At 70.8% G+C, this 14,814-nt stretch carries 11 protein-coding genes and 2 pseudogenes; 7 read left to right on the forward strand and 6 right to left on the reverse strand.

All coding sequences use genetic code 11. The features are described from left to right. Positions 1 to 219 precede the first annotated feature (219 nt). Together OHA61_RS37350 and OHA61_RS37355 are read left to right on the forward strand one after the other, a co-directional pair. A pseudogene (locus tag OHA61_RS37350) lies at positions 220 to 1,122 on the forward strand (flavoprotein); the annotation flags it as partial. After that, on the forward strand, positions 1,119 to 2,345 hold the full coding sequence (locus OHA61_RS37355; RefSeq protein WP_406306818.1) for an MFS transporter: 1,227 nt from the start codon (positions 1,119 to 1,121) through the stop codon (positions 2,343 to 2,345). The pseudogene OHA61_RS37350 and the gene OHA61_RS37355, both read left to right, overlap by 4 nt. 676 nt (positions 2,346 to 3,021) lie before the next feature. On the opposite strand, the gene OHA61_RS37360 is transcribed toward OHA61_RS37355, so the two are convergent. From OHA61_RS37360 to OHA61_RS37370, 3 genes are read right to left on the reverse strand one after another with little or no spacing between them, the layout of a single operon-like run. Beyond that, the gene (locus OHA61_RS37360) at positions 3,022 to 3,375 is read right to left on the reverse strand and encodes a sulfurtransferase TusA family protein (RefSeq protein ID WP_406306820.1); all 354 of its coding nucleotides are present in this window, start codon (positions 3,373 to 3,375) and stop codon (positions 3,022 to 3,024) included. Beyond that, on the reverse strand, positions 3,372 to 4,541 hold the full coding sequence (locus tag OHA61_RS37365; RefSeq protein WP_406306822.1) for a cysteine desulfurase family protein: 1,170 nt from the start codon (positions 4,539 to 4,541) through the stop codon (positions 3,372 to 3,374). The genes OHA61_RS37360 and OHA61_RS37365 overlap by 4 nt, the downstream gene beginning before the upstream one ends. Next, positions 4,538 to 5,206 (reverse strand): ArsR/SmtB family transcription factor, encoded by a 669-nt coding sequence (locus tag OHA61_RS37370; protein ID WP_406306824.1) that lies wholly within the window; start codon positions 5,204 to 5,206, stop codon positions 4,538 to 4,540. Before OHA61_RS37370 ends, OHA61_RS37365 begins: the two co-directional genes overlap by 4 nt. A gap of 85 nt (positions 5,207 to 5,291) precedes the next feature. Here OHA61_RS37370 and OHA61_RS37375 point away from each other — a divergent pair, with 85 nt between their 5' ends. From OHA61_RS37375 to OHA61_RS37390, 4 genes are all read left to right on the forward strand, one after another. Then, positions 5,292 to 6,656 carry a rhodanese-like domain-containing protein gene (locus OHA61_RS37375; protein ID WP_406306826.1) on the forward strand — a complete coding sequence of 455 codons (1,365 nt, stop codon included), beginning with the start codon at positions 5,292 to 5,294 and terminating at the stop codon, positions 6,654 to 6,656. After that, positions 6,653 to 7,921, forward strand: coding sequence for an MFS transporter (locus OHA61_RS37380; RefSeq protein WP_406306828.1), 1,269 nt, complete (start codon positions 6,653 to 6,655; stop codon positions 7,919 to 7,921). The genes OHA61_RS37375 and OHA61_RS37380 overlap by 4 nt, the downstream gene beginning before the upstream one ends. Before the next feature lie 409 nt (positions 7,922 to 8,330). Then, positions 8,331 to 8,504 carry a hypothetical protein gene (locus OHA61_RS37385; RefSeq protein ID WP_406306830.1) on the forward strand — a complete coding sequence of 58 codons (174 nt, stop codon included), beginning with the start codon at positions 8,331 to 8,333 and terminating at the stop codon, positions 8,502 to 8,504. A 169-nt stretch (positions 8,505 to 8,673) separates the two neighbouring features. Next, positions 8,674 to 12,198: a SpoIIE family protein phosphatase gene (locus tag OHA61_RS37390; protein WP_406306832.1), complete on the forward strand. Its 3,525-nt coding sequence runs from the start codon at positions 8,674 to 8,676 to the stop codon at positions 12,196 to 12,198. Between the two features lie 207 nt (positions 12,199 to 12,405). Here OHA61_RS37390 and OHA61_RS37395 read toward each other — a convergent pair whose 3' ends face one another. From OHA61_RS37395 to OHA61_RS37405, 3 genes and pseudogenes are all read right to left on the reverse strand, one after another. Then, positions 12,406 to 13,161, reverse strand: a complete 756-nt coding sequence (locus OHA61_RS37395; protein WP_406306833.1) for an ankyrin repeat domain-containing protein — start codon at positions 13,159 to 13,161, stop codon at positions 12,406 to 12,408. A gap of 16 nt (positions 13,162 to 13,177) precedes the next feature. Next, the gene (locus tag OHA61_RS37400; protein ID WP_406306835.1) at positions 13,178 to 13,429 is read right to left on the reverse strand and encodes a hypothetical protein; all 252 of its coding nucleotides are present in this window, start codon (positions 13,427 to 13,429) and stop codon (positions 13,178 to 13,180) included. A 411-nt stretch (positions 13,430 to 13,840) separates the two neighbouring features. Then, positions 13,841 to 14,143: pseudogene (locus OHA61_RS37405) on the reverse strand (RNA polymerase sigma factor); the annotation flags it as partial. 182 nt (positions 14,144 to 14,325) lie between these two features. Between OHA61_RS37405 and bfr the strand changes: the two are divergent. Continuing rightward, on the forward strand, positions 14,326 to 14,805 hold the full coding sequence (gene bfr, locus OHA61_RS37410) for a bacterioferritin (protein ID WP_406306837.1): 480 nt from the start codon (positions 14,326 to 14,328) through the stop codon (positions 14,803 to 14,805). The last annotated feature ends 9 nt before the right edge of the window (positions 14,806 to 14,814 follow it).

Here is a 14,814-nt window from a genome sequence, read left to right on the forward strand (position 1 = left end):
TGTTGACACACGTCGAACTATTCCGTGGCGGGGCCCGTGCAGCGCAGCGGCGGGCCAGGTGGGCGGAAAGGCGCCGGGCGACGCGGGCGGCGTCCCGGCCGACGCCGTGCAGGGAGTTGGATGACGGGCCGCGCTGCCACTCCAGCCCGACGAGGGCAGGGCCGGACGGTGGGGGCGGCCGAACGTGCCGGATGCCGCAACAACAGCCCGCGCTGCCAGACCACCCCCAGCCCCGCGGGCGCAAGCGGCCTCCCGGCCCTGGGGGAGCGCGCAGCCGCCGACCGGATCACCTACCGCGTCCCCGACCTCAAGGACCCCGCCGTCCGCACCCGGTACGCCGGAAAGCGCACTGCGGTCATCGGCTCCGGCGCTTCCGCCTTCACCGCCCTGGCCTACCTGGCCGACCTCGCCAAGGGCGACGGCGGTGCGGGAACACATGGGGTCTGGATCCTGCGCCGTGGCATCAACGGCTCGACCTTCGGGGGCGGCGAGGCTGACCAGCTGCCCGCCCGCGGTGCTCTTGGCCTGGCGGCGAAGGCCGCCGTCGACCAGGGATACGCCGACGCGGTCACCGGTTTCCGCACCGAGGCGGTGGAACGGGACGGCGACGGCCGCCTGGTGCTGGTCGCCGAGGACGGCCGCCACCTGGACCCCGTCGACGAGGTCATCGTGCTGACCGGCTTCCGCCCCGACCTCACGTTCCTCTCCGAGATCCGCCTCGGCCTCGACGAACGCCTCCAAGCCCCGGTGGACCTCGCCCCGCTGATCGACCCCAACCAGCATTCCTGCGGCACCGTCTACCCGCACGGCCACCGCGAGCTGTCCCACCCCGAACAGGGCGTCTACCTCGTCGGCATGAAGTCCTACGGCCGTGCCCCCACCTTCCTGGCCATGACCGGCTACGAGCAGGTCCGCTCCGTCGTCGCCGCCATTGCCGGGGACATCGAAGCAGCCGACCGCGTCGAACTCACCCTCCCCGAAACAGGTGTATGCGGCGGCGCCGGACTCTTCAACACCCCCGACACCAGCGAGACGTCCGGCGGCGGCTGCGCCCCCGCGCCCGCTCTGGTACAGATCGGCACCGCTGCGGCTACCTCGTCCGGCGGATGCTGCGGCTCGTGACCGACCTCAACGCCGGCAGCCGTGGGGCCGCGACCGGAACAGGGGACCGGTCGCGGCCCCGCGCCGCCCTCCCTGCCCTGTGCCTGACGCAGGTCACCAGCTGGGGCATCCTCTACTACGCCTTCCCCGTCCTGAACCCGCAGATCACCGCCGACACCGGCTGGCCGACGGGCGCCACGACCGCGGCGTTCTCCGCCGCCCTGCTCATCTCCGCGCTCGCCGGGATCTGCATCGGCCGAGTCCTCGACCACCGAGGCCCACGCACCGTCATGACGTCCGGCTCGATACTTGGCGCCCTCAGCATTCTCGTCATCGCCACCGCCCCCAACCTGACGGTGTTCGCAGCGGGGTGGCTGCTCGCCGGCCTTGCGATGGCGTCCAGCTTCTACCTGCCCGCCTTCGCGGCATTGACCCGCTGGTGGGCACCGGACCACGTCCGCGCCCTGACCATTGTCACCCTCGCCGGCGGTCTTGCCTCCACTGTCTTCGCCCCCCTGACCGCCGCGCTCGCCAACCACCTCTCCTGGCGCGCCACTTACCTGGTGCTCGGCGGGATCCTCGCTGTCGTCACAGTGCCTGCGCACGCGATCGCATTGAACACCCCCTGGCCCAAGGCGCCTCCACCTGCCACCGCGCATACCGACTGCAGTGCGGCATCCGTTGCACGCAGCCGACCGTTCTGGATGCTCGCCGCATCCCTCACTCTCTCCGCCTTCGCCATGTACGCCGTCGTCGTTGCCCTCGTCCCCCTCCTGCTCGAACGCGGATACACCACCACTCAGGCCGCCTGGGCCCTCGGACTCGGCGGCGCAGGACAGACCCTCGGCCGAACCCTGTACGCCACGCTCGCCCGCCCCACCGGAGTGACCACGCGGACCAGCGCCCTGGTCGCCCTCGGCAGCGTCACGACCGCCGCCTTGGCGCTCACGCCGGGCCCGTACGCCCTGCTGGTCACCTTCTCGATCGCGGCGGGGACGGTCCGCGGCAACATGACCCTGCTTCAGGCCACCGCCGTCACCGACCGCTGGGGCACCACCCATTACGGCCGCCTCTCCGGACTCCTCGCAGCCGGCCATGTCGCAGCCGCCCTTGCGCCCTTCGCCGGGGCCGCGCTCGCTTCGCCGCTGGGCGGCTACCCGCACTTGTTCGGCCTCCTCGCCGCGGCGTCCGTCATCGCCGCCGCCCTCGCCCTGAATACTCTGCCCAGCCACACAGGCGCCTAGGAACGGCAACTGCCGCCCGGCTGTGGGTTCATCCTCCACACCGCGCGTTCGAAGCGGGTTCGCACGGATGCCGGAGAGCTCACCCTGGTGGAGCCCGCCGTCGATCGATGGTCTGCTCGCAGACGTCCGGCCTGCGATAACGGCCACAGAGGCTCCGTACCCGAGTACCGGGGCGGAGCCTCTACGCGTCGGAAGGGAATCACGAGCTGCGAAGCCGCTAGACGTCAGCGATCGGCCCTGTGCCACGGCGCGTCGGGCCGGGAACGGCGAGCGTCGGCCGCGACCGCCCTGGAGCAGGCCCGCTCGGCCGGCAAGTTCACACCGGTCGATGACGCCTGGGGCTGCCGCCCTCAAGCCCACGGGGAGAAAGACGGCACCAGGACCTGACCGCCGAAGACCCCCAACCGGAACGGCCGCAAATCAGGCACGTCACCCTCGTGCCGTCCCGACTGACCACCGTCACAGCACAACCACGCGCCACCACCACGACAGGAACGGAGAACCGATAAGCGACCCCCCAAACCGGCCACATCCTGGACGACAACGACCGCGGCATCGGCTCGGGTCTGGACCGGGCTCTCAGATCAGATGGAATTCCTCGGGCAGCTGGGGCTCGTGCCCGACATGCCGTCCTGACTCTGCCGTCCCTCTGCACGACGACGGGGGGCAGGCCAGGTCAGGGGCCTGGCGTCTGGTGGATGGCCGAACCTGCACCGTCCCCGCCTGCGCTCACAACGGTGTCCAGGCGCCATGGCGATCCTGGATCCGTGCGCTGCGCGGACTCGGCGACGACAAAGGCGTACGTCGCGGCGATCCCGTCCCCGGGAACGGGGCCGAGGTAGATGTGGCCGGTCAGGTGGGACCAGGCGGACAGGTCCAACGGGGCGGCCGGATCGGTGGCCTTCACATGCACGACGGTGCCCGGCGGTGCGCCGTCGATCTCGCGGCGGACACGCAGTAGCAGGGTGACGCACAGCAGGCCCGAGCCGTCGACGGCCAGGGGCGGACCTTGACGGACAGAGGCGGTCATGCGAGACCTTCGCGGGCGGCGGTGATCAGAGCTTCGGCGGCGCGGTCGATGTCGTCCGCCGTGGTCCAGCGGCCGATCGACAGCCGTAGAGCGCCCAGGCTGCGGGCGTCGTCCAGGCCCATCGCGTGCAGGACGGGTGAGGGGGTATGGGTGCCGCTGTGACAGGCTGAGCCGGTGGAGGCGGCGATCTCCGGTACAGCGGCGAGGAGTTCGTGGCCTCGAACGCCGTCGATGCTGAGGTTGAGGGTGTTGGGCAGACGCGGTTCCACGGGGCCGTTGAGGTGCACCCGGCCCGGCAGCGCCTCGACCAGGCTGGCGTGGAGGCGGTCGCGCAGCCCAGCGACGCGTTCGGGGCCGCCGCTTGCCAGGTCCGCGGCGGCGAGGTGTGCGGCGGTGCCAAGCGCGACGGCGAGCGCCACGTTCTCGGTGCCCGCGCGCAGGCCGTGCTCCTGGCCCCCGCCGTAGAGCAGCGGTTCGAGCGTGACGCCGTGGCGTACGTACAGGGCGCTGACGCCTTTGGGCGCGTACATCTTGTGCCCGACGACCGTCAGTAGGTCGACGCCCAAGTGCCTCACGTCCAGCGGGATTTTTCCGGTCGCCTGGGCGGCGTCGCAATGGAAAAGCGCACCGTGGGCCCGGGTGATGCGGGCCAGGTCGGAGATTGGCTGGAGGGCGCCGGTCTCGTTGTTGGCGGCCATGATTGAGACGACGACCGTGTTCGGCGTGAGGCCGGAGGCCAGAGCAGCCGGGTCGACCAGGCCGTCGCTGTCAACCGGCAGGTACGTCACCTCAATTCCGTGCAGGCGCTCCAGCGCGCGGCAGGTCTCCAGCACGGCGGGGTGTTCGGTGACCTGCGTGATCACATGCGGGCGGTCAACCTTCGCCGCCAGGACGGCACCGCGCAGGGCGAGGTTGTTCCCTTCCGAGCCGGGGCCGGTGAACACGATCTCGCCGGTCTCCGCGCCGATGAGCTCGGCCACCTGGGTGCGGACGCGGTGGAGGGCCGCCGTCGGCTCTGCCGCATAGGCGTGGTCGCTGGAGGGGTTGCCGAACCAGTCCGCCAGGTACGGCCGCATCGCTTCGACCACCCGCGGGTCGACTGGGGTGGTGGAGTTGTAGTCGAGATATACGGGCCCGCCGGCCAGGCCCGGGTGAGCGGGGATCACGCGGCACTCTCCGTCTCCACGGGCAGCTCGGCCAGCCGCCACTCCAGCATTCCGTCGGTGAGCCGCACCGCCCTGCGTCCGCTCTCACGGAGCAGACGTACCGCGTCGTAGGCCAGCACGCAGTAGGCGCCCCGGCAGTAGGTCACCACCTCCGTCTCGTCGGGCAACTCGGCGATGCGGTCGGCGAGTTCCTCGACCGGGATGGAGCGCGCGCCGGGGATGTGCCCGGCCGCGTACTCCTCGGCCGGACGCACATCGAGGATTACGACCTCGCCTGCCGCCGTGCGGGCGAGTAGGTCTTCCCGGTCGACCTCGGCCGCGTCGTCCGTGCCGAGGTAGGCGGTGCGGGCGGGTTCGACGGCGGTCTGGTGCGTCTGGGCGACCTGGCGCAGGAGCGCGTAGAGGGCGGCGACGTCGACTCCGGCCAGCCGGTAGTGGATGCGTACGCCGTCACGGCGGGTGGCCACGAGTCCGGCCTGCTTGAGGGTCTGCAGGTGCGCCGAGGCGGTGGTCAGGTTCAGCCCCGCGGTCTTGGCGAGCGCATCGACGGTGCGTTCGCCCTGGGCCAGCAGATCGAGCAGTTCCAGGCGCTTTCCACTGCTCAGCGCCTTGCCGGTGCGCGCGAATGCGTCGTACAGCGCGGCTTTGCGTGCGGGGTCTCCCATGGCATCCTCCATCGTTCCATGGAATATTGTAGCTAAGGGTGGGTGCTGAAGCGACCTGCACCTGCCGTGACACCTGGAGGATCCGATGGGCTTCGCCGACGACCACTTCATACCGCTGGTCGATGAGGGGCTGGGCAACAGCGCCTACGTCGTCGACCTCGGTGATGGACGGGCCCTTGCCGTGGACGCGAGCCGAGATCTGCGTGCCCTGCGGACGGCTGCCGCGCGGCGCGGGCTCACGGTTGCCTTCGCCGCCGACACCCACCTGCACGCCGATTTCCTGTCCGGTGCGGTGCAGCTGGCCGCCGACGACGGCGCGGCCGTACTCGCCTCCGCCGCCGGGAACCGCGCCTTCGAGCACACCGCGCTCGCCGACGGCGACGAGACCGACCTCGGCGGACTGACCCTGCGGGCGCTGGCCACGCCCGGCCACACCGACGAGCACCTGTCCTTCCTGCTCCTGGACGGGGCACGCGAGCTCGGAGTCTTCACCGGCGGTTCGCTGATCGTCGGCTCGGCCGCCCGTACGGACTTGCTCGGCGCCGACCGTGCGGAGGAGCCGGCCCGTGCCCAGTACCGCTCGCTCAAGCGCCTGGCCGAGCTGCCGGATGCGACCGCGGTGTGGCCGACGCACGGCGCCGGGTCCTTCTGCTCCGCCCCGCCCGGCGCGGAACGCACCACCACCATCGCCGCACAGAAGCGGGCCAACCTGCTGCTGGCCGCGCCCGACGAGGACGCCCTCGTACGGGAGTTGCTCGGCAGTCTCGGCTCCTATCCGGCCTACTTCGACCGCCTGGGCGAGATCAACCGTCGTGGGCCCGCGGTGATCGGCTCCGCTCCCACGCTCGCCGCGCTCACGACGGCCGACACACGCCAACTGCTGGGCCAGGGCGCACAGCTCGTCGACGTACGCTCCGTCGCGGACTTCGCCGCCGGCCACATCCCCGGCGCCATCTCCATCCCGTTGCGGGACCAGTTCGCCACCTGGCTGGGCTGGTTGCTCCCCGACGACGTCCCGCTCGTCTTCGTCACCGCCCCAGGACAGGACCTCGCCGAACTCACCTGGCAGTCCCTGAAGATCGGATACGAGTGGCTGGCCGGGCACCTCGGCGGCGGCATGGCAGCCTGGACCGCCGACGGCGGACCGCAGCAGACCATTGCGCTGGTCACCGCCGACCGGATCGCCGAGCGTCCCGTCCTCGACGTACGTCAGCGGGCCGAGCACACCACCGGCCACATCGCCGACGCGGTCCACATCGAACTCGGAGACCTCGTCGCACACACTGATGAAGCACCGGACGGCGCGGTGGTCCACTGCGGGCACGGCGAACGCGCCATGACCGCTGCCAGCCTCCTGCAGCGCGCCGGGCACCGGGATCTCGCAGTCCTCGACGGCGGCCCCGGCGACTGGTCCAAAGCCACCGGCCACCCCCTGGAGGAGAGCGCGTGACCACCCACGCCACCGACGAGACCAGCTCCGGCATACGCCTCGGACTGCGTGCCAATCTGGCCCAGTTCAGCCTGCTCGTCGTGGTCAACGCCCTGGTCGGCGGCATGCTCGGCCAGGAGCGCACGGTCTTGCCGCTGCTGGCCGACGATGTCTTCCACTTGTCCGCCTACACCTCCGCGTTGACCTACATCCTGGCCTTCGGCGCCACCAAGGCCGTCACCAACTTCTTCGCCGGCACCTGGTCCGACCGCTACGGCCGCAAGCCGGTTCTGATCGCCGGATGGCTGATCGCCCTGCCGATTCCCGCCATGCTGGCCTGGGGCCCGTCCTGGGGCTGGATCATCGCCGCCAACATCCTGCTCGGCATCAACCAGGGACTTACCTGGTCCACCACGGTCATCATGAAGATCGACCTGGTCGGCCCCGAACGACGCGGCCTGGCCATGGGCTTCAACGAGGCCGCAGGCTATGTCGCCGTCGCCGCCACTGCCATGGCCACCGGAGCCATCGCCGACCACGCAGGCCTGCGCCCCGAGCCGTTCCTGCTCGGCGCCTCCTACATCGTCCTCGCACTGGGCCTGTCCACCTTCGCGGTACACGAGACCCGCGACCACGCCCGCTTCGAGGCCGCCCGCCACGTCACCCCTGTCGGCAGCGAGCACGACGGGGAACTGACCACGGGCCAGATCGCGCGACTCACCAGCCTGAGCGACAAGGCCCTCTCCGCCGCCAGTCAGGCCGGCATGGTCAACAACCTCAACGACGCCCTCGCCTGGGGCATCTTCCCCCTGCTCTTCGCCGCGCACGGTCTGTCCATCGCCGAGATCGGCATCCTGGCCGCGCTCTACCCCGCCGTCTGGGGCGCCGGGCAGATGCTCACCGGCTGGTGGTCCGACCACGTCGGCCGCAAGCACCTGATCACCGCGGGCATGCTGCTGCAGGCCGCCGCAATCGCACTCGTTGCCGCCGGGACAACGTTCGGCGTCTGGGCCACCGCCCAAGTCCTCCTCGGCATCGGCACCGCCCTGGTCTACCCCACCCTGCTCGCCGTCATCGGCGACGTCGCCCACCCCGCCTGGCGCGCCCGCGCCGTCGGCGTGTACCGCCTGTGGCGCGACGGCGGCTTCGCCGTCGGCGCCCTCCTTGCCGGAGTCCTGGCCGACGCCTTCAGCCTGACCACTGCAATCTGGGTCATCGCCGCCCTCACCGCCGCATCAGGCCTCGTCGTAGCGGTCCGCATGTACGAGACCCACCCACGCAACTGACACCAGGGCCGCGCCAACCACCGGTACGGCCGACTGGCCGGATTTCCAGCGGCAAGGCTTGTGCACTGACGTAGCGGCATGCCTGTCGAGTCGCTCCCCATCGACGTAAATCGACCACCTGCCAATCGGGTCGCGATGCCACACCGTGCGCTAAGGATTGAAGGAGCGGCTCCCGAGGCGGATGTAGGCTGCGCGCAGACGTTCTGGCGCGGTAACGGCCACGAGGCTCCCACGGGGTCGGGTCGCGCCAGGTTGGGGTGGCTTCGCCGGTGAGGCGGCGAGGCGGGACGACGAACCCCGTGGCATCATCGGTGCGTTTGACGGTGGTGACCGCGAGGCGGAGCGGGGTGCGGGCCCCAGTCGACGAGCGGGCGTATCCGCCGTCGGCCCACACCAGGGTGATCCTGCGGTGGAGTTCACACAGTCGCTGCAGCAGGGGCATCGCGGCATCCCGGTCCTGGACGCTCGCGGCGGTGGCCGGCAGCAAGCCCCGGCAATCCACGACCTGCCCTTTGCGGCCCGCCACCTTCTTCCCGCCGTCCCGGCCGACACCGTCGGCGCCGACCGTGTCGGTCGTCCATAGGGACTGCGAGTCGACGATCGCCGCCGTCGGCGTGCGGCTGCAGCGTACACTGCTGGGCAAATCACAGTTTTGATTAATTTAACCTTGCAATTCTGGCAGGAGCGTAGCCAGAACCGTCGGATCCGGCGTCCGATCTGCCCGGAAGGGGCGCAAGGAGGAAGATTTCCCGATGACCCGGCCGGAGGACCCGCGCACCGCGGCGGCCCGGATGTTCGCCGAGGCCGGCGCGTTCGGCGAGCTTCTGGCCGGGATCGAGTGGGCGGCGACGCCGCTCGGGCCCCCCGAGTCCTGGCCGGGGCCCCTTGTGGACACCCTGCGCCTCATGCTCACCTCTGAGCATGGGATGGCTCTGTATTGGGGCGCCGAATTCGCCACGCTGTACAACCTGGGCTCCTCACCCATTGTCGGCGCCAAACACCCCTGGGCGCTCGGCAGGCCCTATAAGGATGTGTTCCCTGAGGTCTGGGTCCACCCCGTGAGCTCCCACTTCCACTATGTGACCGACACCCGCAAGCCCCTGCTGATCCCCGATGAGCCGCTCATCATGGAGCGCCACGGCTTTCCGGAACAGTGCTACTTCGACTCCGCCTTCCAGCCCGTGCTGCTGGACGACGGCACCGCCGGCGGCGTGCTGCAGATCATCACCGAGACCACCGGCCGGGTACTGGGCGAGCGCCGGCTGCGCCTGCTGAGCGAGACCGGCGCCCGCACCGCCGGGCTGCCCACCCCGGGCGAGGTCGCCCGCGTCGTCGCGGAGGTGCTGGGCTCCTATCCCGAGGAGATCCCGTTCCTGGGTCTGTATCTGGCCTCAGAGCCGGGGATGCTGCGGCCGGCTGCCTCCGCCGGGCTCCGGCCGGCGCCCGAGGCCGTCTCGCTGAGTGCGGCCGACGGGGCGGAGGTCGCGGCCCGGCTGGCGCAGGTGGTCGCCGACGGTGCCCCTGCCACGCTGCCGGCCGCCGCGCTCACCGGCGGCAACACGACCGGGCAGCACGCCGCGGCCTCCCGGCTCCCCGTCGAGCAGGCGCTGGCCCTGCCGCTGGACTGCGCGGGCCACGTGGGGGGCGTCCTGGTGGTGGGCCTCAACCCCTGCTTCCCGCCGGCCGGGGCCTACCGGGACTTTTTGGAGGTACTTGCCGCCTCCGTGGCCGGGGCGCTGACGGCCGCGCTCGCCCACGACGAGCAGCGCCGGCGGGCGGAGGCGCTGACCGAGCTGGACCGGGCCAAGACCACCTTCTTCGCCAACGTCAGCCATGAGTTCCGCACCCCGCTCACCCTGCTCCTGGGCCCGCTCCAGCAGGCCCTGGCCGACGAGGACCGGCCCGAGCGGCGCGAGCAGCTGGAGCTGGCCGAGCGCGGCGCCCTGCGTCTGCTGAAGCAGGTCAACACCCTCCTGGACGTCGCCAGGGCCGAGGCCGGGCAGATGCGCCCGGCCGTCGAGCCGGTCGACCTCGCCGGTGCCACGGCCGAGCTGGCCGGGGTGTTCCGCTCCGCCTTCGAGGCGGCCGGGCTGACGCTGGAGGTGGACTGCCCGCCGCTGCCCAAGCCGGTGTCCCTGGACCGGGAGATGTGGGAGAAGATCATCCTCAACCTGCTCAGCAACGCACTGAAGTTCACCTTCACCGGCGGCGCCCGGGTGCAGGTGGCCGCGGTCGGCGACCGGGCCCGGCTGACCGTGACCGACACCGGCACCGGCATCCCCGCGGACGAGTTGCCGCGCCTTTTCGAGCGTTTCCACCGGGTCCGCGGCGCCCGCTCTCGCTCCCACGAGGGCAGCGGCCTCGGCCTGGTGCTGGTGAAGGACCTGGTGGAAGCGCACGGCGGCACCGTCGGCGTGGACAGCCGGCTCGGCCAGGGCACCACCGTCACCATGGACCTCCCCTTCGCCGCCGCCCACCTGCCCCGCCCGGACCCGCCCGTGGCCGGCGCTGGATCCCTTGGGGAAACCCCCAGGGAAGGCGGAGTCGGCCGGCCCGGCCGCGCGGCTGCCTATGTGGACGAGGCGCTGGGCTGGCTGGCGGCCGACCCCGTCCCCGCCGCGGCACGCACCCCGCACGCCCCCGCGACCCACGATGCCCTCCACGGCCCCGGCCCGCACGTGACCGACCGCCCCCACCGGGCCCGCCTGCTGGTCGTCGACGACAACGCCGACATGCGCGCCTACCTCACCCAGCTCCTGCAGCCCGACTACTACGTGCTGCTCGCCGCCGACGGCCGGGCCGCCCTGGAGATGGCCCTGGCGCAGCCGGTGGAGATGGTGCTCAGCGACGTGATGATGCCCCGCATGGACGGCTTCGAGCTGGTCCGGGCGCTGCGCGCCGACCCGCGCACCGCCCGCCTGCCCATCGTCCTGCTCACCGCCCGCGCCGGCGAGGAGGAATCCGTGCAGGGCCGGCACGCCGGCGCCGACGACTACCTGGCCAAACCGTTCTCCGCGCGCCAGCTGCTGGCTCGCGTCCGCACCGGGTTGGAACTGTCCCGGCTGCGCGAGCAGGTCCTGACCGAGACCCGCAACCAGGTGGCCGTGCTGGCCTCCCTGGCCGACGCGGGCCTGCGGCTGTCCGCCACCCTCGACCCGGACCAGGTATTGCAGACTGCCGGCCGGATCCTGCTGCCCGACTTCGCCGACCAGATCAGCATTCACCTCACCGCCGCGGCACCCGCCCCGGCGCAGTCGCCCCCGGCGTACATCGCCGGCACCCCCCTTCTGACCCGCGAGGCCCTGGCCACCGCCGCCACCCACGCGATCAACGGCACCGCCCCAGCCGGCCCTCACCCGGCGCCCGCCGCCGTGCTGGCCCTGCCGCTGCACGCCCACGACCAGACACTGGGGGCCCTGGTACTGGTCCGGCACGCCGACTACTCAGCGGTCGAACACAAGTATCTGGAGAACCTCGCCCACCGCCTGGCCCTGGCCTACGACAACTCCGCCCGGTACCACAACGAGCGCCGCCTCGCCCTGACCCTGCAGCGTGCCCTGCTGCCCCACCGCCTGCCCCAGGTGCCCGGGGTGCGCCTGGCCACCCACTATCGGGCCAGCAACCGTGGCGCCGAGGTCGGCGGCGACTGGTACGACGTGCTCGCACTGCCCGACGGTGCCGTGGGGCTGGCCATCGGCGACGTCATGGGCCACGACGTGGAAGCCGCCACGGTGATGGGCCAACTCCGTTCCGCCCTGCACAGCCTCGCGATGGAGGGCGCCGGCCCCGCCCGGGTGCTGGCCAGGCTGGACACCTACCTGCAGTCGCTCGCCACTGAACGCTTCGCCACCTGCCTGTACGCGGTCTACAACCCACACCGCCACCGCCTGCGCTACGCCGCCAGCGGGCACCTGCCGCCCCTGCTGGTAGCCGCCGACACCGCCTACCTGGAGCTGCCCCCGGAGCTGCCGCTGGGACTGGGCAGCACCCCGGTCGACCACGAGGTGGCGTTCCCGCCCGGCACCAGCCTGCTGCTGTACACCGACGGCCTGGTGGAAAACCGGGTGCTGTCCCTGGACTACTGCCTGGGGGCCCTGCGCCAGACCTGCGGCGCGATGCCCGCCGCCGCCCGCACCGATCCCCAGCAGATCACCGAACGGGCTCTGGAGCTGCTGAACACCCCCCACCGGGTCGACGATGACACCGCCCTGCTCGCCGCCACCGCCGAACCATCGCGTCGAACCGGCGACCCGCAGGCCGGCGGAAGTGCCGTATAACCGGTGTGCCGGCGGGCGCCGCCTGGTCGTCTTGGTGCTGGCATGACCGCCTGCGCAGGGCTGCTCGCCTGGGCGCCGGCGCGCGACGGTGTGGTCGGTGGGGGCGTTGGCGTTGAACGGTCGAACCGGCGGATGGTGAAAACTGCCCGGGCTGAATGTGGTCCAGGCATCTGCCTGAGGGCCGGCGACGTTCAAGGCAGCCCGAATCTAGGGGCGGCGCGGAAGCTCGCTCCAGGATTTCGCGCCTTGGCTGCGCAGCCAATCGCTCACCTCGTCGGCTTCGCTGACGAGGGCTGTGTCAAGTGGCGTCTTGTCGTCGTAGCCGATCCAGTCGATGTCCGCGCCTCGCCGGAGCAGGTACTGCGCGGTCTGCAGGTGCCCGCCCTGGCAGGCACCCCAGAAGGCTCGCGTCACCTCGTCGGGCGCCGGTGCTTCCATTGCATCGACGAAGGCTTCGACGCGGTCCAGCAGGCCGAGAGTCGCGGCGTCCTGGAGCGTGATGTGCGCACCGTGCTCGATGAGGAGGTACGCGGCCTGCCACTGGCCGAATGCACGGGCATCGGCCAGTGGGGTGCCACCGCCGATGACTGCACCGGGCGCCTCGAGGTCGGCTCCCGCTTCGATGAGGGCGTCGAGCACGGCTACGTCGTTGCTGCTGGCCGCCCAGTGCAGCGGCGTCTCAGTGTGGGAGCCGTCGAACCGGGCGTTGGGGTCGGCTCCAGCTGCAGCGAGGGCAGCGACAACCGCGGGTCCGTTGGGGAAGTGGCCCGGCCAGTCGGCCGCGATGTGCAGGAGGCTGCGGGAAGCCCCGCCCGCGCAGCCTTCTCCTGCGGCTTCACTGATCCTGGTGGTGGCCAAGCCGGGGTGGTCGGCGAGGAGTTGCTCAAGTGCTGGAAGATCGCCGGTGTGAATGGCCTTGGTCACGGCGACGGCGAGCGGATCGTGCGAGTGGAGCGTCACCATGGCCGGTCTCCCTTGGTCAGGCGTGGTTCGATTCTGTCAGCAGTCGGCCGAAGACCGCCTGCCCCAGGGCCTCGGCACGGGTCTGATCGACCGCGTTGCCGGTGAACTCGCAGTGCTGCGTGGACCACTTGCGGCGGTGGCGCGGCTGGTGAAGAAGTTCAGGGCGCCGCAGGCGCTGTCCGCGGCGGGGCCGGTGCAGGAGCGTGCTGCTCCGTCCCAGCACCGGGGGCGGAGCCGCTGCGCGTGGGAAGAGGAATCCGCTGCGCACAGGTTTCCTTTGCGCCGGCGAGCTGGGGCGACGTATGACCACGACCGAGCGCCACGCCACTCCCAGTGCGCCATCCAACCTTCGCGCCCCGCCCGGGAATCGTCATTCATTCCTGGTCGCTCTGCCGCTCGTCAGCGGGAACCTCCTCATCATCCTGATCTATTGGCAACGGCCATTCAGGGGTTACCTTCCACACCTTCGGCGGGGGCTCTGGCATATACCCTCCGTCTGGCAATGAGTACCAGCGACCGGTGTGCGGTGTCTTCGACTTGCAACCGAAGCACCATTCAGGCCGGTCACCGGGTTGCTCGTGGGTACGACGTACCCATGCGTCGAACAGCTCCGTTCCACATTCAGTGCATCGCCTGAAGGCCGACATGATCACCACTTCAGCGCACTTGTAGACATCGTCGGCTCCGGCCGACGTGCACGGGCGGCGTCGATGGCAAAGTTGTGCGCGATGGGCGTAAGCCACGTCGTCAACTGATCCGCGACGGGAGTCGTAGATCTGCGCGTGCCGCCACGCACGCTCGAAGGTCTGCTGGGAGGTGTCCTCGGCGAGCTTCGTATCGCGGGTGACAGCGATGGCGACGCCGAAGACCTTGTGCCGGAACCGCCGTACGAAGTCACGGCGAGTTCAGCGTCGCCCGTTGCCCGCCCCGACAGCAGGGCCTCGTCCGGGAGGCGGCCGACCGGGAACCAGAACTTCTGCATACCCTATATACGGAGCGAATCGGCCAAGGGATTGCCCGTGTCTACGGAAGGTCATCCTCCTGTTCGCTTCCGGTTGTACGCCCTTCCTGGAAGTCGGACTCGTCCGGTGAAACGATGTTCGTATGCATGCAGCCGCCGGTGCGGCGCCTCGTGCCCACCGGGCAGGAACAGGGAGGCGAGCCATGCAGAGTGACCCCGAGATCATCGAGTTCCTCAACGAGCAGCTGACCGCCGAGCTGACCGCGATCAATCAGTACTTTCTGCACGCCAAGATGCAGGAAAACTACGGCTGGACCAGGCTTGCCGCGTACACCCGGCACGAGTCGTTCGACGAGATGAACCACGCGGAGATCCTGACCGACCGGATCCTGTTCTTGGACGGCCTGCCGAATTACCAGCGGCTCTTCCATGTACGGGTGGGACAGACGGTGACCGAGATGTTCCAGGCGGACCGCGAGGTGGAGGTCGAAGCGATCGACCGCCTCAAGCGCGGCATCGAGGTCATGCGGGCCAAGGGCGACATCACCTCGGCGAACCTCTTCGAGTCGATTCTTGCCGACGAGGAGCACCATATCGACTACCTCGACACTCAGCTCGAGCTGATCGAGAAGCTGGGTGAGCCGCTGTACGTCGCCCAGCTGATCGAGCAGCCGGAAGGCTGAGCCGCCTGG

Origin of the sequence: Streptomyces sp. NBC_00885 (genome assembly GCF_045207475.1) — a bacterium.
Lineage (GTDB): Bacteria > Actinomycetota > Actinomycetes > Streptomycetales > Streptomycetaceae > Streptomyces.

Coding starts and splice junctions, on each gene's coding strand:
- OHA61_RS37390 (WP_406306832.1), top strand. CDS start 8,674: ATGACCCGGCCGGAGGACCCGCGCACCGCGGCGGCCCGGATGTTCGCC.
- OHA61_RS37370 (WP_406306824.1), bottom strand. CDS start 5,206: ATGGGAGACCCCGCACGCAAAGCCGCGCTGTACGACGCATTCGCGCGC.
- OHA61_RS37360 (WP_406306820.1), bottom strand. CDS start 3,375: ATGACCGCCTCTGTCCGTCAAGGTCCGCCCCTGGCCGTCGACGGCTCG.
- OHA61_RS37395 (WP_406306833.1), bottom strand. CDS start 13,161: ATGGTGACGCTCCACTCGCACGATCCGCTCGCCGTCGCCGTGACCAAG.
- bfr (WP_406306837.1), top strand. CDS start 14,326: ATGCAGAGTGACCCCGAGATCATCGAGTTCCTCAACGAGCAGCTGACC.
- OHA61_RS37375 (WP_406306826.1), top strand. CDS start 5,292: ATGGGCTTCGCCGACGACCACTTCATACCGCTGGTCGATGAGGGGCTG.